Raw genomic sequence first — 20393 nt, 5'->3', positions numbered from 1 at the left:
TGAATGCAATGGGTGTGAATCTTGTAGGGGCGGTGCGCCAGGGGTGGCCTGGCGGGGGCGGGGCGAAAGCCCCGCAGCGCGGTCGCGCTATCAGTCGTTGAAGCGGAAGTCGGGGTGGCGGTCTTGCCATTCCTTAAGCTGCTTTTCGGCCACGTCGCGGGCGATGCCCTGGCGCTCTTGCAGCTTGCCCAGGAACTGTTCGCGCTTGCCGTCGATGACATCGAAGTCGTCGTTCGTGAGCTTGCCCCACTGCTCGATCATCTTGCCCTTGAACTGCTTCCAGTTGCCCTTGATGGTGTCTTCATTCATGGTGTGACTCCTCAAAAAACTTCGCTTCAGCCATCCACTCGGAGTGCGTGGAACCTTTGCGTGATGCGATGGAATTCACTGTAAAAATGATCCGGCGACGGCGCCGTAGTCCATGCCACGCAGCACACGTCAGCACAGGACTACGGGCGTGACGGACATCGCCGATGAAGTCGGCTCCCACCCTCTGGCGAAGACGAGCGAGGGCTCCATGCAAGGTACAAAGTGTTGCAATGGCCCATCATTCAGGCCGTTGGCACAGCGGGCATTGCATAGGCGTGTTTCGCTTGGTAACACTTGTGTTTCCAGGCGGGCGTGGCGTGTGATTTAGTCATGGCTGTGCTGCCAGCGGCAGACTTTTGACCACGACCACCATGACACATCCATATGAGGAGACTCTGACAACTGCGGTTGCAGAGGCACCTGAGGGCCAGCCCCTTCCCACCGAATCAACAGCCACCAGCAGCCGGGCCCATGCGCCCCTGCTGACGGCGCTGTTCGCGTCCACTGCCTTGGCCGCCTGTGGCGGCGGCGGGGGCGACAGCACCCCAGGTACGGGCGCACCCGGCACGCCAGGCACACCCGCACCCACCACCCCTTCCCTGGGCAACTACGCACACCCTTCAGCCACGTCGGACAACGAGGCCGCCCGCTTTCTGCTGCAGGCCCAGTTCTCAGCATCGACTGCCGAAATCGCGGCGCTGCGCACCACCACCTACGCCGACTGGCTGGAGAGCCAGTTCAATGCGGGCCCCAGCCAGGGCGGCTGGGACTGGCTGAACCAGCGCGGCTACGCAGACATCAGCAACGACACGGCGTATTACGACAACTCCTACCCTGCCGACTACATGATCTGGTACCAGCTCATGAAGTCGCCGGACGGTCTGCGCAAGCGGGTGGCGCTGGCGCTGTCTGAGATCTGCGTGGTCTCGCTCAGCGGCGTGGACATCACCTGGCGCTGCCATGCCATGGCCTGGTACTGGGACCAGCTGGTGAACAACGCCTTCGGCAACTACCGCTCGGTGCTGGAGAACGTGACGCTGAACGCGGCCATGGGCTACTACCTCAACACCCGTGGCAACCAGAAGGAAAACGCCGCCACGGGCCGCCAGCCCGACGAAAACTATGCCCGCGAGGTCATGCAGCTCATGTCCATCGGACTGGTCGAGTTGAACCTGGACGGAACCCCCAAGAAAGACGGCGCCGGCAAGCCCATTGACAGCTACACCATGAACGACGTGACCAATCTGGCACGCGTGTTCACTGGCTACGACTACGACCAGACGCAGAACGTACCCACCACCGTGCCAGGCACCACGCGGGTGGTCTCCAACACCACCTTTGCGCGGCTGCCCATGGCGCTCAATGCCTCGCGCCACTCCACGCTGGCCGCCACCTTCCTGGGCACCACCGTGCCCGCCAACACGCCCGGCGCCGCAGCACTCAAGACCGCGCTGGACACCTTGTTCAACCACCCCAACGTTGGGCCCTTTATTGGCAAGCAGCTCATCCAGCGGCTGGTCACCAGCAACCCGTCACCCGCCTACGTGGCGCGCGTGGCAGCCGCCTTCAACAACAACGGCGCCGGCGTGCGGGGTGACCTGCGCGCAGTGGTCAAGGCCATCTTGCTGGACGACGAGGCACGCTCGCCCACCGGGCTGACCCAGCCCGGCTTTGGCAAGCTGCGCGAACCCATGCTGCGCTTTGTGCAGTGGGGCCGCACCTTTGGCATCAACTCGGTGCAGGGCAGCTGGAAGATCGGCGACCTGAGCGACCCCGGCTCGCGCCTGGGCCAGAGCCCGCTGCGTTCGCCCTCGGTGTTCAACTTCTTCCGCCCAGGCTACGTTCCACCATCCACGGCCCTGGCGGCTGCGGGCGCCGTGGCCCCTGAATTCCAGCTGGTCAACGAGAGCAGCGTGGGGGGCTACCTCAACTACATGCAGGGCGTAATCCGCAACGGAATCTTTGTGAATGCCCCGGAGCTGCCCAACAATGCCAGTAGTTCCAACAACGGGTACGACATCAAGGCCAGCTACGCCAACGAGCTGGCCATCGTGGCGGATGCGGACGCACTGGTCGCACGCATCAACCTGCTGATGTGCGCAGGCCAGCTGTCCGCAGCCACCGTCAAGCTCATTGCGGACGCGCTGAAGGCAACGCCCGTCACCGCCGCCAGCACCGACGCAGTCAAGCTCGACCGCGTGGCGGCCGCCGTCTTCCTGGTCATGGCTTCGGCCGAATACCTCGTTCAAAAGTAAGCCCTGCCATGCACCTGCTTCAACCCGAACTCCACACCCGCCGCGCGTTTCTGCGCCGCTCCACCCAGCTGGGCCTTGCGGGCACGGCCCTGCCCTTTGCGCTCAACTTGGCTGCCATGGGCGAGGCGGCGGCCTTCAACGCCACCGACTACAAGGCGCTGGTCTGCGTGTTTCTGTACGGCGGCAACGACTATGCCAACACCGTGGTCACCTACGACGACGACAGCTACAACCGCTACAACACCATCCGCGGCGGTGGCTCAGGCCAGACGGCGGGTGGCATTGCGTTGGCCAAGGCAGCCCTCGCCCCCACGCTGCTGACCCCCACTACGCCGCTGCCTGGCGGCCGCCAGTACGCGCTGCACCCGGCCATGACGGGGCTGGCTGGCCTGTTCAACAGCGGCAAGGCGGCCGTGCAGCTCAACGTGGGCCCGCTGGTGGTGCCGCTAACCCGCGCGCAGTACAACAGTGCCGACCGCGCCACCTACCCCGTGCCGCCCAAGCTGTTCTCGCACAACGACCAGCAGTCGGTGTGGCAGTCATCCTCGCCCGAGGGCTCCACCGTGGGCTGGGGCGGCAACATTGGCGACCTGGCGCTGTCCTCCAACGGCAATTCGCTGTTCACCTGCATCTCGGTCACGGGCAATGCGGTGTTCCTGTCGGGCGACTCGGCCCTGCAGTACCAGGTCAGCACCAATGGGGCAGTGGCCATCAACGGTATGAAGAACCGGGTGTACGGTTCTTCAGCGGTGCAGAGTGCGCTCGCGTCGCTCATCCAGCAGCCACGCACGCAAACGCTGGAGAACGAATACAACCGCGTGACCACCCGCGCCGTGACGGCCGAAAGCCAGATCACCAACGGCCTCGCGGGCGTGACGCTGGCTACCACCTTCCCCAACAACAACTCCCTGGCCAACCAGCTCAAGATGGTGGCGCGCCTCATTGGCGCACGCACCAGCCTGGGCAGCAAACGCCAGGTGTTCCTGGTGTCGCTGGGGGGGTTTGACCTGCACGACAACCTGATCGCGCAACAGCCGGTGCTGATGCAGCGCGTGAGCGAGGCCATGACCGCGTTCTACAACGCCACGGTGGAGTTGGGAGTGGCCGACAAGGTCACGGCGTTCACCGCCTCCGACTTTGGCCGCACGCTCAGCTCCAACGGCGATGGCTCGGACCACGGCTGGGGCAGCCACCACCTGGTGGTCGGCGGCGCCGTCAAAGGCAAGGCCTTCTATGGCAGCGCGCCGCCGGTCAGCATCACCAACACGGCCGCCCCCGAGGACCAGTGGCATGTGGGCCAGGGCCGCCTGCTGCCGTCCACCTCGGTGGACCAGTACGCCGCCACCTTGGCCAAGTGGTTTGGCGTGGCCGACAACGAAATGGCGGGAGTGCTGCCCAACATCACGCACTTTGGCGCAGCGGCGGGGCGGCCGGACTACCCGGTGGATCTGGGGTTCCTGTAACTCGATGGAGCCCCCGTGACCCAGGGGCCTGCAGGTCGCGACCACGGCAAGGGCCTGGGCCACCACCCGGCTCCCCAATAATGGCAGCATGACGACTCCCTCTGCTTCCTCGCTTCGCCCCCGCGTGGTCATCATCGGTTGCGGGTTCGGCGGCCTTGAAGCCGCCCGGGCTCTCAAAAGCGCGGCGGTGGATGTGACCCTGGTGGACAAGACCAACCACCACCTCTTCCAGCCCCTGCTCTACCAGGTGGCCACGGCCGGGCTGTCGGCCCCGGCCATTGCGGCGCCCATCCGGCATCTGTTCCGGCAGCAGCGCAACGTGACCACCTTGCTGGGCGAAGTCATCCGCATCGACGTGGGCCAGCAGTCCGTGCATCTGGCAGACGGCGCCACGCTGCCGTATGACCACCTCATCGTGGCCGCCGGCGCCACACACAGCTACTTTGGCCGCGACGACTGGGCGGCCCACGCGCCAGGGCTCAAGACGCTGGACGACGCGTTCGAGATCCGCCGCCGCGTCCTGCTGGCGTTCGAGGCGGCCGAGAAGGAGCCCGACCCCGCACGCCGCGCAGACTGGCTCAACTTTGTGGTCGTGGGCGCAGGCCCCACGGGCGTGGAGATGGCCGGCACGCTGGCAGAGATTGCGCGCCACACGCTGCCTGGCGAGTTCCGCCACATCGACCCCGCGAGCGCGAAGATCATCCTGCTCGAAGGCGGTGCACGCGTGCTGCAGGCCATGCCCGAGGCTCTGAGCCAGCGCGCCAAGGAACAACTGGAAAAGCTGGGCGTGGACGTTCGCCTGGGCGCCCGCGTCACCGCCATCGACAGCGATGGCTTGAAGGTCGAATCGCCTGCAAGCGTCAGTACATCAAGCGCAAATAGCTATCAAATAAATAGCAAATGCATTGTATGGGCCGCCGGTGTGGCTGCGTCACCCCTGGGCCGCCACCTGGCGGATGCCACCGGCGCCAGCACCGACCGCGCGGGCCGCGTGGTGGTGGAGCCCGACCTGACGCTGCCCGGCCACCCCGCGATCAGCGTGATCGGCGACCTGGCGGCGGCCAAGAGCCACGTGGCCGGCCACGAGCCCACGCCCGTGCCCGGCGTGTCGCCCGGCGCCAAGCAGATGGGCCGCGCCACGGCGGCCAACATCCTGCGCCGCCTGGCAGACCAGCCCACCCAGCCGTTTCGCTACCGCGACTACGGCAACCTGGCCACCATCGGCCGCAACTCCGCCGTGGTGGACCTCACCTCGCCCGCCGGGCCAGTGCGGTTCTCAGGCTACTTTGCGTGGCTGTTCTGGCTGTTTGCGCACGTGTACTTCCTGATCGGCTTTCGCAACCGGCTGGTGGTGCTGCTGGACTGGGCCTGGGCGTACTGGAGCTTTGCGCGTTATGCGCGGGTGGTGACGGGCATTGAACGCCATGAGACCGCGCCCCCGTCCCCGACACCGCCGGGCACCTGACGGCCACGCGCGCTGCGTGGCGCAACGGCCAAAGCCAGCGCCTTGCCTGCAGGCTCTCGCCACAAAGACCTGTTGCGTTACTGCCCCACCTGCTCCACCCACGCCGCCAGCTCACTGGCCAGCTGGCCCGACGCCGCTGCCAGAGCGGCCACGCCGCCCGCCGCATCGGCCGACTTGGCGGGCTGCTGCACGATGAACACGCGCTGGCCGCGCAGCGATTCGCCCGCCGGGGTCAGCTCGACCACCGTGGCGCGCAGGCGCACCACCCCGGCGCTGTCGCTGGGGCTGGTGAACAGGTGGCTGAACTCCTCCAGCTCGGTGCGCAGCACCAGGGGCAACTTGTTGCCCTGGGCGGACTCGCGGGCCTGGGCGGCGCCGTCGTCGGCCTTGAGCACGGCGCGGCGCTGGCCCAGTTGCTCGCGCAGGCGCTGCTGCAGCAGCTGTGCAGGCGGCTGGCTCCAGCGGGCCTGGCTGTAGGGGCGCAGCTGCTGGGCGTCGGCATAGGCCAGGCGGTACAGCACGGCGTTCCCCCCCTCGGGCAGGCCGGGGGCATCCATATCGGCCATCGCCAGCGGAGGCAGGGGCGCACGGCGGTCGGTAGGCACGGTGGCCAGCGGGCCGGGGCCAAAGTCATACAGCACGGGGCGGGCCGGAGGCGCTGGCAGGGCTGAGCAGCCCGTGAGCAGCAGCACCGCCGCCAAACCACAGCCCCACAGCACGGTAGCGCTAGATGAATATGGCTTGGTTGCTATATTTTTAATAGTATTCATGTTCACTCCTCACAGAGGGCCTGCGCCACCAATGCAGCGCGGGAGGGGGTCCAGCTCACGGGGCGCTGCCAAAACCTGGCTCGCCCGGCCCGGGCGGGATGCGGCCCGAGCCGTAGATGAACAGCTGCGGGTTGTCGCTGATGCCCCCGGCCGCGCGGCCCATCTGGCGGGCAGCGCGGGCCGTGTCGTCGGCGGCGCGGTTCACCCGGGGCAGGGTGGCGGTGCTGAACTGGTCGGCGGCGCGCGCCAGGGACTGGGTGCCAGCGGTGATCTGGTCGATGGCGCCGCCCTCGGCGTTGAGCCGCTGGTTGGTCTTGCCTAGGTCCACCGCCAGGGCCGACACACTGGCGCCAGCCTGCTGCAATGACTGCAGGGTCTGGCGCGCATCGCTGGCCAGGGGCGGCAGCGCGGCCAGGGCCGGGTCCAGGCGCTGGGCCACGGTGGCATCGAGCCGCTGGGTCAGGGTGTTGACGCTGCTGGCGGCCTGGCCGATGCGGGACAGCGCCTCGGTGAGCTTTTGTTGGTTGTTGTCGCCCAGCAGCTGGTTGATGCGGCGCGTGGCTTCTTCGACTTGGCCGAGGATGGCGGGCGCCTGTTCGGCCAGCTTGCCAAACGGCGAGGGCTTGAGCGGCAGGCGCGGCAGGCCGCTGGGGCCGGGGGGCAGCTCGGGGTAGGGCTTCTCGGCATCGTCCAGTTGCACGTGTGCCAGGCCGGTGACGCCCTGGTAGCCCAGCACCGCAAAGGTGGTGGGGCTGATGGGCGCCTGTTCGTTGACCGCAATACGGATCAGCACGTTGCCGCTCACCTGGGGGTCGAACCCGATGCGCGTGACCTTGCCCACGGCCACGCCCTTGTAGCGCACGGTGGCCTGGGGCTGCAGGCCACTCACGCCGTCGCGGGTGGAGAGTTCGTACTGCTCGTAGTTGGCGTTGTCGCGCGTGAGCCAGATGGCCAGGCCTGCCAGCATGGCGGCCACCACCAGCACAAAGATGCCTGCGGCGAGGGCGTGGGATTTGTTTTCCATCAGGGATGTTCCTTGTCGGGCGCAGGCACGGCTGCGGTCTGCACCGGGGCCTGCTGCACAGGGGGCACGGGGGCCATGGCGCGTTGGCCACGTTCGCCCATGAAGAAGTGCTCGATGAACGGATGCGAAAAGTGCGCCACCTCGTGCGGCGGACCAGTGACGATGACCTTCTTGTCCGCCAGCACCGCCACGCGGGTGCTGAGCGCGAACAGCGTATCCAGATCATGCGTGACCATGATGACCGTGAGCCCCAGCGCCGCGCGCAACTCGCGCAGCAGCGCGCAGAAGTCGTCAGAGCTGCTCGGGTCCAGGCCCGCCGTGGGCTCGTCCAGCAGCAGCAGCGGTGGATCCATGATGAGCGCGCGGGCCAGCGCCACGCGCTTGACCATGCCCCCCGACAGGTCCGCCGGCATGCGCGTGGCGTGTTCGGGCTGCAGGCCCACCATCTGCAGCTTGACCAGCGCGGCATCGCGCACCAGCTCGGGCGGCAGCGTGCCCTGCTCGCGCAGCGCAAAGGCCACGTTGTCGAGCACGTTGAAGGCCGAAAACAGCGCACCGTGCTGGAACAGCATGCCCACCCGGCTGGCTGCCCCCTCGCGCCCCATCTCGGACGCGGGACGGCCCAGCACGGTGACTTGCCCGCGCGTGGGCCGGGCCAGGCCCAGGATCTGGCGCAGCAACACCGTCTTGCCCGTGCCCGACCCGCCCACCAGCGACAGCATCTCGCCGCGCTGCACGGTGAAGTTCAGGTCCTGGTGCACGGTGAAGGTCTCGTTGCCCTTGCCAAACTGCGTCCAGAGGCCTTGCACGTCCACGATGGGCGGCTCGCCGGGCGCGACGGCGATGTGTTCGGGCTTGGCGATGCGCTCAGTCATATGCCGATGTTCTTGAACGCTATGGCAAACAGCGCGTCCACGATGATCACCATGGTGATGGACGACACCACCGACGCCGTCGTGCCTTCACCCAGGCTCTGGGTGTTGGGCTTGACGCGCAGGCCCCAGTGGCAGCCGATGAGCGCAATGAACGCGCCAAACACCACCGACTTGGCCATGGCCAGGCCCAGGTTGCCGATCTTCACCGCAGCAGGCAGTGCCTGCACAAAGTACGACGGCGAGATGTCCATGGAAATGTCAGCCGCCAGCATGCCGCCTGCCAGTGCAGCCAGCGTGGTCCACACGCTGATGAGCGGCATGGCCAGCGCCAATGCCAGCGTGCGCGGCATCACCAGCCGGAACCCGTGCGGGATGCCCATCACGCGCATGGCGTCCAGCTCCTCGGTCACCCGCATCACACCGATCTGCGCGGTGATGGACGAGCCCGAGCGGCCCGCCACCAGAATGGCCGCCAGCATGGGCCCCAGCTCGCGGATCAGCGAGATGCCCAGGATGTTGACGATGAACGACTCGGCACCGAACTGCCGCAGCTGCAGGCTCATCAGGTAGGCCAGCACCACCCCGATGAGGAACCCCACCAGCGCCGTGATGGGCAGCGCCGTGGCGCCCATGCGATACAGGTGGCCGGACACATCCCGCCACGGCCCCTTGCGCGGCGCACGCACCAGGCGGCCCAGGTCCAGCACCAGCTGACCCACCATCTCCAGCAGGTGGCGGGCATGGTCCACCCCATGCAGCACCAACACGCCCAGGTGGTCGATCTGCTCGCCCAGGCGCCAGGGCTCGGGCGGCGGTGCCACGCAGGTGAACTGGGCCACGCGCGTGAGCATGGTGCGCTGGCTGTCGGTGCAGGCCAGCTGGGCGGGCCAGGCGTGCTGCCAGTGGTTCCATAGCAGCTGCGCGCCCACATGGTCCAGCCACTGCAGCTCTCGCAGGTCCCAGCCCAGAGTAGGGGCAGGCGGTGCGTCACGCAGCTGGTCCGACACGGCCTGCCATTGCGCTGCGTTGCCCAGCTCGGCCGCCCCCCAGCGCCCACGCAGCTGCGCACACGGCCCTTGGGGCGTATCGGCGCGAACGATGTGGGGAGCGTGGTCGGTCATGGGTCTGGCCGCCAGGGCAGCCGCAGGGGTGGGGTCGTCAAGAAGCAGCAAGGAAGAGCGTGCATGGTAGCGGAGCGAATCCTGCACGCGCTGTCGGACACGAGCCTGTCAAGCACAGACAGGCGGCGAAGCGTGTAATTATTATCAAATCAGCGCCAAGCGCAATCAATTCAGGCATTAGCAGCTACCAAAAGTGTAGCAATAGGCACACACCCTATCGACAGGGCCTGCCCCATCCGCACAATGGCCCACCGTTACCACCTTTGATCGGCACCGCCCCTCCTCCATGAGCGACACCACGTTTGACACCATCATCATCGGCGGAGGCACAGCCGGTGCCTTGCTCGCCAACCGCCTGAGCGCCGACGGCCGCCACCGCGTGCTGCTGATCGAGGCCGGCCGCAAGGACGACTACCACTGGATCCACATCCCCGTGGGCTACCTGTACTGCATCGGCAACCCACGCACCGACTGGCTCTACAACACCGAGCCCGACGCGGGCCTGAACGGCCGCACCCTGCGCTACCCACGCGGCAAGACGCTGGGCGGCTGCAGCAGCATCAACGGCATGATCTACATGCGCGGCCAGGCGCGCGACTATGACCAGTGGGCCGCGCTGACGGGCGACGCCAGCTGGCGTTGGGACAGCGCCCTGCCCTACTTCCGCCGCCACGAAGACCACTGGCGCCTGGACCAGCCCGGAGGCGTGAACGAAAATTTCAAACGCCTGCACGGCAACAAGGCCACCGGCAGCACCGGCGAGTGGCGGGTGGAGAAGCAACGCCTGCGCTGGGACGTGCTCGACGCCTTTGCCCACGCCGCGCAGCAGGCCGGCATCCCCGCCACCGAAGACTTCAACAGCGGCAGCAACGAAGGCGTGGGCTATTTCGAGGTCAACCAGAAAAGCGGCTGGCGCTGGAACACCGCCAAGGCCTTTTTGCGCCCCACCTGCTACGGCCGGCCCAACTTCGAGATGTGGACCAGCGCGCAGGCGTCCAAGCTCATCATCGAGACCCAGCCCGATGGCAGCCAGCGCTGCACCGGCGTGTTGGTGTGGGACGGCCACGAGATGGTCACGGCCCGCGCGGCGGGCGAGGTGATCCTGAGCGCAGGCGCCGTCAACTCGCCCCAGCTGCTGCAGCTGTCGGGCATCGGCCCCGCCGCACTGCTGCGCCAGCATGGCATCGATGTGGCGGTGGACCTGCCCGGCGTGGGCGCCAACCTGCAGGACCATCTGCAGATCCGCGCGGTGTTCAAGGTGCAAGGGGTGCAGACGCTCAACACCATGGCCAACTCGCTGGTCGGCAAGGCCAAGATCGGGCTCGAATATGCGCTCAAGCGCAGCGGGCCCATGAGCATGGCGCCTTCGCAGCTCGGTGCGTTCACCCGCAGCAGCCCCGACCAGCCCTATCCCAACATCGAGTACCACGTGCAGCCCCTGTCGCTCGATGCGTTTGGCGAGCCGCTGCACAGCTTTCCGGCCTTCACCGCCAGCGTGTGCAACCTCAACCCCACCAGCCGGGGCACGGTGAACATCAAGAGCGCCGACTTCAAGGTCGCGCCCGCCATCGCGCCCAACTACCTCAGCACGCCCGAAGACCGCCAGGTGGCCGCCGACAGCCTGCGCGTCACGCGCCGCATCGTGGCCCAGCCCGCGCTGGCCAAATACCGGCCGCAGGAGTGGAAGCCCGGCGTGCAGTTTGAAAGCGACGAAGACCTGGCGCGCCTGGCGGGTGACATTGCCACCACCATCTTCCACCCCGTGGGCACCACCAAGATGGGCCGCGAGGGCGACCCCATGGCCGTGCTGGATGCTCAACTGCGCGTGCGCAATGGGCGCGGCGGCGTGGTGGCCGGCCTGCGCGTGGTGGATGCGGGCGCCATGCCCACCATCACCAGCGGCAACACCAACTCGCCCACGCTGATGATGGCGGAGAAGGCGGCGGAGTGGATCATCCAGGCAAGGCGGGCGGCGTGAGTACCATCGCGCCGATGTACTCCTCCACTTTCATCTTTGCGACCAAACAGTTCGACGACGCCTTTCACCGCCTGGACGAGGCGATCGCCACCGCCGCCCGTTCCATCGACGGCTACCTGGGCGAGGAGTCCTGGACGGACACGGGCAACGGCCTGGTGTCCAACGTGTACTACTGGCAGTCGCTGGAAGCCTTGCAAACGCTGATGCAACACCCCGCGCACCTGAAGGCCAAGGCCGCGCAGGCGCAGTGGCTCAATGGCTACCAGGTGGTGATTGCGCAGGTGCTGCGCACCTACGGCGACAACCAGCTGACCGGGCTGCTTCCCACGGCCGGGCTGTTCACACAGGGCACTGCGCCCCACTGATCTTTGCAAGCCCCGGCGCCCAGGTCGCTGCAGCGTTCAGCGGATGCCGCCCACATAGCGCGGCACCTCGGGGGCGGGCTCAGGCGTCGGTGCGGGGCGCGAGCGCACAGCCTGCGCCGCCGCGTCCAGCAGCGGACGGCGCGGCGCTGCAAGGGGAGTGGCGTGCAGGGCGTGCTCCAGGCGGTCGGCCCACTCGGCCAGATCGGGCGCGTTGTCATCCACAGCGCGCTGGCGCGCGAACCGCACGATCTCCTGCGCATAGTCCGCGTTTACCGCCATCCATTCGGTATCGGTCACGCGACCCGTTTTGCGCCGCAACAGCACATGCAGGTGGGCGGCAATTGCCAGCTTGTCGGAATCGGACATGGTCGGCTCCTTAATGCATTGGGGTCATCCATCGGACTGCATTCGCTGGCCCGCATGGCACAGCGATGCGGGGGCCCATTCAGCCGCCCAGGCGCTCGCGGTGCTGGGCAATGTCCAGCCCCGTCTGTTCGCTCTGTTCGTCCACCCGCAGGCCCATCGCAAAGTTGATGACCCACAGCAGCGCGGCCGTCACCACCAGGCTGTAGGCCGCCACGGCGCCCACGCCGATGGCCTGGGTCAGCAGGCTGCCCGCCACCCCGCCCACGGTCTTGCTGGCCAGCACACCGGTGAGCAGCGACCCCACGATGCCGCCAACGCCATGCACGCCAAACACATCGAGCGAGTCATCCACCCGCAGCAGCCGCTTGAGCCCCGTCGCGCCCCAGTAGCAGGCCAGCCCGGCCACCAGCCCAATCACCACGGCCGAGCGCAGCGTGACAAAACCGGCGGCAGGTGTGATGGCCACCAGCCCCGCCACCAGGCCGGAGCACAGCCCCAGCAGCGACGGGCGCCCGCGCACCACCCACTCACCCAGCATCCACGACAGCGCACCGGCCGCAGCGGCCAGGTGCGTCACTGCCATGGCCAGCCCGGCACGCCCATCGGCCGCGACCGCAGAGCCCGCGTTGAAGCCAAACCAGCCCACCCACAGCATGCCCGCGCCCGCCATGGTGAGCCCCAGGTTGTAGGGTTCAAACGGCTCGCGCCCATACCCAGCGCGGCGGCCCAGAAACCAGGCGCACACCAGCCCCGCCACGCCCGCGTTCACGTGCACCACCGAGCCGCCCGCAAAATCCAGCGCGCCCATCTGCGCCAGCCAGCCACCCGGCTCCCACACCCAGTGCGCCACGGGCGCATAGACCACCAGTGTCCACAGGCTGATGAAGACGAGCATGGCCGAAAACCGCATGCGCTCCACAAACGCGCCCACCAGCAGCGCGGCCGTGATGATGGCAAAGGTGAGCTGGAACATCGCGTACACCGACTCCGGGATCAGCGGCGCAATGTGGCTCACGGCCAGCTTGCCCGCCTCCAGCTGAAAGTCGAGCCCGGCAAAGCCGGCGCGGTCCCAGCCGCCGAGCCAGGCGCTGCCCGGTGTGAAGGCCAGTGAATACCCCGCCGCAAACCACAGCAGGCTCACCAGCGCTGCAATGGCCACCACGCTGGCCATGGTGTTGAGCACGTTCTTCCTGCGCACCATGCCTGCGTAAAACAGCGCAATGCCTGGCAGCGTCATCAGCAGCACCAGGGCGGTGGAGGTCATCATCCAGCCGGTATGGGCTGCATTCACCGTGTCCTGGGCCACCAGGGCGGGGCGCGTGAGGGGCGCCGCGACTGCAGGAGCCTCTGGCACGCCCTGGGCCAGCGCGCAGGTGCACAGCCCCAGACACAACGACACGACCGCAAACACCCGGTGGTTGACTGCACGCATGCACGCTCCCTTTCGCAATTTGTTACAAGCGCATTGCACGAGCCATGCCAGCCAGATGCCCCCGAATCGGGGCACAGAGCGCCCCCGCAAGCTGTCCGGCGCCCAACAACGGGGGGCGGGAAACCCCCAATGCACCAGCAGGGTGCAGCCGTTACAGTCACGGCACTCGAAAGCGCGCTTCGGTGTGCCAAGCGAGGGGCCCGAGGAGACAACCTTTCTACCAAGAACCACATTCAAAACACCCAACGAGGTGTGAACCCTTTCAGGCGCTGGCGATCCCAGCGCCTTTTTCTTGCCCGCTCGATCCTGAGCGGTCCTGAATCGATAGCAGGCCCGGTGCGACAATCCTGCGATGGAATGGATTTTGATGACCCTGGCCTCGCTGCTCGCGGGCTTTGTGGATGCGATCGTGGGAGGCGGTGGACTGGTGATGGTGCCCGCGCTGTTTGCAGCTTTTCCGGGGGCGCCCCCAGCAACCCTGCTGGGCACCAACAAGGCGGCCTCGGTCTGGGGCACCGCCATGGCCACCTGGCAGTACAGCCGCAAGGTGCAGATCCGCTGGTCGGCCATGCTGCCGGCCGCAGCCGCCGGTTTTGCCGGCTCGTTCGTGGGCGCCTGGGCCGTCACCGTGGTGTCGGCCGAATTCCTGCGCAAGCTGCTGCCCCTGGTGCTGCTGGGCGTGTTGCTCTACACCCTGGCCAAGAAGGAGTTGGGGCGGCACCACACCCCCCGGTTTGCCGGCCGGGCCGAGGTGATCGCCGCCTGCCTGATTGGTGTGCTCATCGGTTTTTATGACGGGTTCTTTGGCCCGGGCACCGGCAGCTTCTTCGTCTTCTTGTTCGTGCGGCTGCTGGGCTATGACTTTCTGAATGCGTCGGCGTCGGCCAAGCTGCTCAACTGCGCCACCAACATCGCCGCCATTGCGCTGTTTGCCGCCAAGGGCCATGTGTGGTGGCACTTTGCGGTGACGCTGGCCGTGGCCAACGTGCTGGGCAGCCTGCTAGGCACCCACATGGCGCTCAAGCACGGCACCGGCTTTGTGCGGGGCATCTTCATCGTGGTGGTGAGCACCCTGATCCTGAAGACGGGGTACGACGCCTTTCTGCGGTAGGCCTGCTCTTCACGCACCGGGTGTCGGTCGCCAGGGTGGCACCCAACTTGCAACGCCCCGCAAGGCCTACCACCAGGGCGCCCCGAGGTCATCGGGGTTGCCCTGCATGGCCCGAATGTGAACGCGCGTCCTATAATTTCCGCACGTTTCCGTTTGATGACGAGGCCCATCGCCAATGGCGATGTCCGCATCCACCCGCTCCGGCCTGCCTACCCGCAGGCCGGATTTTTTGTACCTGAACCACCCCCACAGGAACCTGTCATGCAATTTTTCAAGTCTGCCGTTGTCACCGCCGTGGCGCTGTGCGCTGCCCTCGCCGTCCAGGCCCGCACGCTGGACGAAGTCAAGAAGGACGGCAAGATCATCGTGGCCACCGAGGGCCAGTTCGCTCCCTTCAACTATTTCGAAGGCACCAAGCTGACGGGTTTTGAGGTGGAAGTGGCGGAGCTGGTGGTCAAGAAGATGGGCCTGAAGCTCGAATGGAAGACCCTGGGCTTTGACGCCCTGCTGACCGGCCTGGGCCAGAACCGCTGGGACGCCGTGATCGCCTCGCACGGTGTGACCGACGAGCGCTCCAAGGCCGTGACCTTTGCCAACCCCCATTACTGCTCGGGCGGCATCATCGTGGCCATGGACGACAAGATTCGCAACGCCAAGGACCTGACCGGCAAGGTCGTGGCCGTGCAAACCGGCACCAGCTACCTGGAGCAGGTCAAGAAGGTCAGCGGCGTGAAGGAAGTGAAGAACTTCCCGCAAGACACCGACGCCCAGCGTGCCCTGATCTCCAAGCGCGTGGACGCCTGGGTCAGCGACAAGTTCGTGGCCAAGGAAGCCGCTGCCAAGAACGCCAAAGCCGGCTTCAAGCTGGGCGACATGCTGTTCATCGAGCGCATCGCCCCCGCCATGGCCAAGGGCAACACCGGCCTGGCCGATGCCTGGAACAAGGCGTTCACCGAAGTGCTGGCCGATGGCAGCTACGCCGCCGTCTCCAAGAAGTATTTCAACGAAGACGTGCGCTGCAACTGATGTGATGGCACATGGGGTGCGCAGAGGGCTCGGGCCAGCTGCGCACCCTTTGCCGTTTCTGGTGGCGGGCGCATGATCGCCCTGCCCCAGTCCGATTTCCAACCAAGACCTTCTGGTCGTCTGATCCATGCTTCTCGCTCTTTGGCCACAAAGCTGGTCCCGACAGCAGCGCAGCAATGCCACGCTGGTCGCTGCACTGGTGGTGATGGTGCTGGCCCTCTCGTTGCTGGGCCAATTGCTGTCGTTCTTCCCTGACCCCATCGGCCCCAATGCCCAGGCGTTTTCTGAAGGTGCGCGCACCACGCTGTGGCTCACGCTGGTCAGCGGTGCCGTGGGCCTGGTGCTGGGCACAGCTGCGGCGCTGGCCCGCACCGCCCGCTGGACGCCCGTGCGCTGGATTGCTGGCGTGTACATCTGGGCGATTCGCGGCACACCGCTCTTGGTGCAGATCCTGTTTGTGTACTTTGCGCTGCCGGTGCTGGTGCCAGGGCTGAACCTGCCCGACTTTGCCGCCGCCGTCGTGGCGTTGGGACTCAATGTGGGCGCCTACAACGCCGAAGCCCTGCGCGCGGGCCTGCTGGCCGTGCCACGCGGGCAGACCGAGGCCGCCCGGGCGCTGGGCCTGGGCCGCATGCATGTGTTCATGGACGTGGTGTTTCCGCAGGCGTTCAAGATCTCGTTGCCGCCGCTGGTGAGCAACTTTGTGGCGCTGCTCAAGGACTCTTCGCTGGCCTACGCCATCGGCGTGGTGGAGCTGACCAACGTGGGCAACCGCATCCAGTCGGCCACGTTCCAGCCCATCGCCACGCTGACCACGGTGGCCATCACCTACCTGCTGCTGACCACACTGGTCACACAGATCTCCAACGCCGTCGAGTACCGCTTTGACGTGGAGGGCCGCAACCAATGAACTCCAACGTTCCACCCAAGCCCTACATCGTGGCCGAGCGCGTGTGCAAGTCGTTTGGCGCGCACCAGGTGCTCAAGGACGTGTCCACCGTGTTCCACACCGGCGAGGTGACGGTGATCATTGGCGCCTCGGGCTCGGGCAAGAGCACGCTGCTGCGCGCCATCAATCGCCTGGAGCCCCACGACAGCGGGCGCATCACCATCGATGGCGTGGAGGTGTGCGACGACCTCACCACCCTGCAGCGCCAGCGCTGCGAGGTGGGCATGGTGTTCCAGCAGTTCAACCTGTTCGGCCACATGAGCGTGCTGGACAACGTGACGCTGGCGCCCCGCCGCATTCGCCGCACCCCGCGCACCCAGGCCAACGACGAGGCCATGCAGCTGCTGCGCCGCGTGGGCATGCAGGACCATGCGCACAAGTACCCCTGGCAGCTGTCGGGCGGGCAGCAGCAGCGGGTGGCCATTGCCCGCGCACTGGCCATGCAACCCAAGGTGATGCTGTTCGACGAGCCCACCTCGGCGCTGGACCCCGAGATGGTCAAGGAAGTGCTGGACGTGATGCGCGGCCTGGCCCGTGGCGGCATGACCATGATCGTGGTTACCCACGAAATGGGCTTTGCGCGCGAGGTGGCAGACCGGGTCATGTTCTTCGACCAGGGTCGCATCGCGCACGATGCGCCGCCGCAGGAGTTCTTCAGCAACCCGGCCAACGACCGCATCCGCGCGTTCCTGGGCCAGGTCAGCCACTGAGCCCCGTCCGCACCGGACTGCACTGCAACGCAGAGGCCGCCGGGCAACCGGCGGCCCTTTTTTCTTTTTTGGTATTTAGGAATTTGTCGATGCGTACTGAACGCTGGGGCCTGATGGCCCTGCTGGCTGTGACCGTGGTGTGGGGCACCACCTTCCCGGCGATGAAACTGCTCTCGGCGCACCTCGACGCACTGCAGATCATCTGGCTGCGGTTTGTGATCGCACTGCTGGTGCTGGCGCCGCTGTGGCGCGGCATGCTGCGCCACGAGCGGCGCTGGGGCTGCGCGCTGGGGTTGCTGCTGTTCCTGGCGTTCTGGCTGCAGATCGAGGGCCTTGCACGCACCAGCAGCAACCGCAATGCCTTTGTCACCGGGCTCAACGTGCTGGTGGTGCCGCTGATCGCCATGGCAGCGCTGGGGCGGCGCTACGGCTGGCGCCTGTGGGGCGCCTGCGTGATGGCGCTGGCAGGCATGGCGCTGATGTTCCACGAGAACGAGCCCTGGAACCTGGGCGATACGCTGACGCTGGCCAGCACCGTGTTCTATGCGCTGTACATCCTGGCGCTGGAGGAATGCGCGCGCCGCACGGCCGCACAGCCCCTGCGTGCCACCCGCATGGCCGCCGCGCAGGCCACAGTGATGGCACTGGCCTCCACTGCGCTGTTGCTGGTGCAAAGCGGCAACATGGAGTGGCTGCACTCTGCCGCCCAGCTGCCGGTGGACGCCTTGCTGGCCTTGCTGTACCTGGGCCTGCTGGCCAGCGTGGTGGTGGTGACGCTGCAGGCCTGGGGCCAGCAGCGCGTGGACGCCATGCGCAGCGCTATTGTGTTCGGGCTGGAGCCGGTGTTTGCCGCACTCACGGCGTGGATGTTGCTGGGCGAGCAGCTGGGCTGGGCCGGGCTGAGCGGGGCGGCGCTGATTGTGGCGGCGCTGGTGTTCAGCCAGCTTCAGCCGTCACCGCGCGCTGCCGGTGCCTAGCAGGCGCTTTTGAAGCAAAAACAGCTTGTAGCGCTAGTCGATACCGCGTCAATAGCTATCAATTTGAGAGCAACCCAGTGCCGGATCAAGGAGCGACCAACGGCACCTCGCTGGCCTTGCGGGGCTTGCCCATGGGCGCACTGGCCAGGCCCTTTTGCACGGCGGCGATGTCTTCTTCGCTGGGGTACTCGCCCAGCAGCCAATAGTCAAACACGCGCCGCGCAATCGGAGCGGCGTGGGCAGCACCAAAGCCTGCGTTCTCCACAATGGCGGCCAGGGCGATGGTGGGGTTCTCGGCCGGGGCAAAGGCCGCAAACAGCGAGTGATCGCGCTGGTGCTCCTCCAGCGCCTTGGCGTTGTACTTCACGTTCTGGCCCATGGTCACGGCCTGGGCGGTGCCCGTCTTGCCGGCCGAGGTGTAGGGCGCGCCCATGAACACCCGCGTGCCTGTGCCGCCCTTGTTCACCGCCACCAGGGCATTGCGCACCAGCTCCACGTTTTTGGCCTGGTAGCCCAGGTTGATGCCAGGGGGCTGCACGATCTCGGTGATGGCGCCGGTGACCGCATTCTTCACCGCCTTGGCCATGTGGGGGCGATAGCGGATGCCCCCATTGGCCAGCGTGGCCTCGGCCAGTGCCAGCTGCAGCATCGTGAAGTTGTTGTAGCCCTGCCCAATGCCCAGCGACACCGTTTCGCCCGGGAACCAGCGTTTCATGTCGGCGCGTTTGTAGGTGTTGCGCTTCCACTCGGTGCTGGGCAGCGTGCCCCGCACTTCGCCGTTGAGGTCGATGCCCGTGGACTGGCCGAAACCCAGCGGCTTCATGAAGTCGTGGATGGCATCCACACCCATGTCCACGGCCAGCGAATAAAAGTAGGTGTTGCTGGAGAACTGGATGGCACGGTGCATGTCCACGCCCCCCAGCCCGCCCTCGTGGCTGCGGAAGGTGTGGCCGCCGAAGGTGTAGAAGCCGGGGTCGTTCACCACCAGGCTGGGCGAGCGCTTGTTCAGCTGCAACGCCGCCAGCGCCATGAAGGGCTTGTAGGTGGAGCCGGGCGGGTAGGTGCCGCGCAGGGCGCGGTTGAGCAGCGGCTTGTCGATGGACTCATTGAGCGCGGCCCAGTTTTCGGCGTCAATGCCTTCGACAAACAGATTGGGGTCGAAGGTGGGCTTGCTCACCAGCGCCAGGATCTCGCCATTGCGCGGGTCGATCGCCACCAGCGCTCCGCGGCGGCTGCCATACAGCTCTTCGATGAGTTTTTGCAGCTTGATGTCGATGGACAGCATCACGCTGTCGCCGGGGGTGGCGGCGTGGCTGGAGAGCTTGCGCACGGCACGGCCACCCGCCGAGGTTTCCATCTGCTCCACACCTGTCGCGCCATGCAGGGCCGACTCAAAACTGTGCTCGATGCCGAGCTTGCCGATGTACTCCGTGCCCCGGTAGTTGGCCTCGTCCTCCGAGTCCTGGATGCGGGCCTTCTCGGTCTGGTTGATGCGTCCGATGTAGCCAATCGCATGGCTGGCCACGTCGCCCAGCGGGTAGTTGCGAAACAGCCGCGCCTTGATGTCCACACCCGGAAAGCGGTAGCGCTGGGCGGTGAAACGCGCCACCTCCTGATCCGTCAGGCGGGTGCGGATGGGCAGGGATTCGAAGTTGCGCGACTCTTCCATGAGCCGCTTGAAGCGGCGGCGGTCACGCGCCTGGATGTCCACCACCTTGGCCAGGGCATCGATGGTCTCGTCCAGCACGCCGGCACGCGAGGGCGTGATCTCCAGCGTGTAGGCCGAATAGTTGGTGGCCAGCACCACGCCGTTGCGGTCCAGGATGAGCCCCCGGTTGGGCACGATGGGCACCACGGCCGTGCGGTTGCTCTCCGCCTGGGCTGCCAGGTCCTCATGGCGCACCACCTGCAGGTACACCAGGCGCGCCGCGACCAGGCAGAACGCCGCCATCACCACCAGGCCCACCACCAAGGCGCGCACCCGGAACCGCGAGGCGTCGGCTTCGCTGCTGCGCACCTCGGTCATGGCCTCACCCCTGAAACCACGGCCCAGAAGCTGGCTGCCTGTGTGACTGGCGCGGCCCAGGCCAGGGGACGCCTAGCAAGGGTCGCCCCGCCGCGAGCGCGCCGCAGCCCTTCCCGCAGTGCGCAGCGCTGCGAGAGAGGGGTGAGGCAGCGCTGCCGCTCAGGGGGTTGT

Annotated in this window: 18 protein-coding genes; 10 read left to right on the top strand and 8 right to left on the bottom strand. The window is 66.8% G+C overall.

The window, feature by feature from the left end; translation table 11 throughout:
• Positions 1-90: 90 nt before the first annotated feature.
• A complete protein-coding gene (locus ASC83_RS02660) occupies positions 91-309 on the bottom strand; it encodes a CsbD family protein (protein WP_056057504.1) in 219 nt (72 codons plus the stop codon).
• Positions 310-680: 371 nt separating this feature from the next.
• On the opposite strand from ASC83_RS02660, the gene ASC83_RS02655 reads away from it, so the two are divergent.
• From ASC83_RS02655 to ASC83_RS02645, 3 genes are all read left to right on the top strand, one after another.
• Positions 681-2564 (top strand): DUF1800 family protein, encoded by a 1884-nt coding sequence (locus ASC83_RS02655; protein ID WP_056057502.1) that lies wholly within the window; start codon positions 681-683, stop codon positions 2562-2564.
• Positions 2565-2572: 8 nt separating this feature from the next.
• Positions 2573-4027 carry a DUF1501 domain-containing protein gene (locus ASC83_RS02650; RefSeq protein ID WP_056057500.1) on the top strand — a complete coding sequence of 485 codons (1455 nt, stop codon included), beginning with the start codon at positions 2573-2575 and terminating at the stop codon, positions 4025-4027.
• Positions 4028-4115: 88 nt separating this feature from the next.
• Entirely contained in the window at positions 4116-5492 is a 1377-nt protein-coding gene (locus ASC83_RS02645; protein WP_056057497.1) for an NAD(P)/FAD-dependent oxidoreductase, read from the top strand.
• A gap of 77 nt (positions 5493-5569) precedes the next feature.
• On the opposite strand, the gene ASC83_RS02640 is transcribed toward ASC83_RS02645, so the two are convergent.
• The 4 genes from ASC83_RS02640 to ASC83_RS02625 are packed head-to-tail and all read right to left on the bottom strand — an operon-like array spanning position 5570 to position 9282.
• On the bottom strand, positions 5570-6262 hold the full coding sequence (locus ASC83_RS02640; protein ID WP_056057493.1) for an ABC-type transport auxiliary lipoprotein family protein: 693 nt from the start codon (positions 6260-6262) through the stop codon (positions 5570-5572).
• 55 nt (positions 6263-6317) lie between these two features.
• Entirely contained in the window at positions 6318-7286 is a 969-nt protein-coding gene (locus ASC83_RS02635; RefSeq protein ID WP_056057491.1) for an MlaD family protein, read from the bottom strand.
• Entirely contained in the window at positions 7286-8161 is an 876-nt protein-coding gene (locus ASC83_RS02630; protein WP_056057488.1) for an ABC transporter ATP-binding protein, read from the bottom strand. Before ASC83_RS02630 ends, ASC83_RS02635 begins: the two co-directional genes overlap by 1 nt.
• Positions 8158-9282: an ABC transporter permease gene (locus ASC83_RS02625; RefSeq protein WP_056057759.1), complete on the bottom strand. Its 1125-nt coding sequence runs from the start codon at positions 9280-9282 to the stop codon at positions 8158-8160. Before ASC83_RS02625 ends, ASC83_RS02630 begins: the two co-directional genes overlap by 4 nt.
• 286 nt (positions 9283-9568) lie before the next feature.
• On the opposite strand from ASC83_RS02625, the gene ASC83_RS02620 reads away from it, so the two are divergent.
• Both ASC83_RS02620 and ASC83_RS02615 read left to right on the top strand, forming a co-directional pair.
• Complete coding sequence (locus ASC83_RS02620) at positions 9569-11260, top strand: GMC family oxidoreductase (RefSeq protein ID WP_056057486.1); 1692 nt, start codon at positions 9569-9571, stop codon at positions 11258-11260.
• Positions 11261-11274: 14 nt separating this feature from the next.
• Positions 11275-11625, top strand: coding sequence for an antibiotic biosynthesis monooxygenase (locus ASC83_RS02615; RefSeq protein WP_056057483.1), 351 nt, complete (start codon positions 11275-11277; stop codon positions 11623-11625).
• A gap of 36 nt (positions 11626-11661) precedes the next feature.
• Here ASC83_RS02615 and ASC83_RS02610 read toward each other — a convergent pair whose 3' ends face one another.
• Positions 11662-11991: a hypothetical protein gene (locus tag ASC83_RS02610; RefSeq protein ID WP_056057481.1), complete on the bottom strand. Its 330-nt coding sequence runs from the start codon at positions 11989-11991 to the stop codon at positions 11662-11664.
• 79 nt (positions 11992-12070) lie between these two features.
• The gene (locus tag ASC83_RS02605; protein WP_099731499.1) at positions 12071-13423 is read right to left on the bottom strand and encodes an ammonium transporter; all 1353 of its coding nucleotides are present in this window, start codon (positions 13421-13423) and stop codon (positions 12071-12073) included.
• A gap of 352 nt (positions 13424-13775) precedes the next feature.
• Between ASC83_RS02605 and ASC83_RS02600 the strand changes: the two genes are divergently transcribed.
• The 5 genes from ASC83_RS02600 (at position 13776) to ASC83_RS02580 (ending at position 18196) form a co-directional block, all read left to right on the top strand.
• Positions 13776-14534, top strand: coding sequence for a TSUP family transporter (locus ASC83_RS02600; RefSeq protein WP_056057479.1), 759 nt, complete (start codon positions 13776-13778; stop codon positions 14532-14534).
• 261 nt (positions 14535-14795) lie between these two features.
• Positions 14796-15560 (top strand): ABC transporter substrate-binding protein, encoded by a 765-nt coding sequence (locus ASC83_RS02595; RefSeq protein ID WP_056057476.1) that lies wholly within the window; start codon positions 14796-14798, stop codon positions 15558-15560.
• Positions 15561-15687: 127 nt separating this feature from the next.
• A complete protein-coding gene (locus tag ASC83_RS02590; RefSeq protein WP_056057473.1) occupies positions 15688-16470 on the top strand; it encodes an amino acid ABC transporter permease in 783 nt (260 codons plus the stop codon).
• A complete protein-coding gene (locus ASC83_RS02585; RefSeq protein ID WP_056057470.1) occupies positions 16467-17219 on the top strand; it encodes an amino acid ABC transporter ATP-binding protein in 753 nt (250 codons plus the stop codon). The genes ASC83_RS02590 and ASC83_RS02585 overlap by 4 nt, the downstream gene beginning before the upstream one ends.
• Positions 17220-17308: 89 nt before the next feature.
• On the top strand, positions 17309-18196 hold the full coding sequence (locus ASC83_RS02580; RefSeq protein ID WP_056057465.1) for a DMT family transporter: 888 nt from the start codon (positions 17309-17311) through the stop codon (positions 18194-18196).
• An 85-nt stretch (positions 18197-18281) separates the two neighbouring features.
• On the opposite strand, the gene mrdA is transcribed toward ASC83_RS02580, so the two are convergent.
• Entirely contained in the window at positions 18282-20222 is a 1941-nt protein-coding gene (gene mrdA / locus ASC83_RS02575) for a penicillin-binding protein 2 (protein ID WP_056057463.1), read from the bottom strand.
• Positions 20223-20393: the final 171 nt, after the last annotated feature.

This window comes from Acidovorax sp. Root402 (assembly GCF_001425125.1).
GTDB lineage: Bacteria > Pseudomonadota > Gammaproteobacteria > Burkholderiales > Burkholderiaceae_C > Acidovorax > Acidovorax delafieldii.
This window is presented reverse-complemented; position numbering and strand designations above follow the sequence as displayed.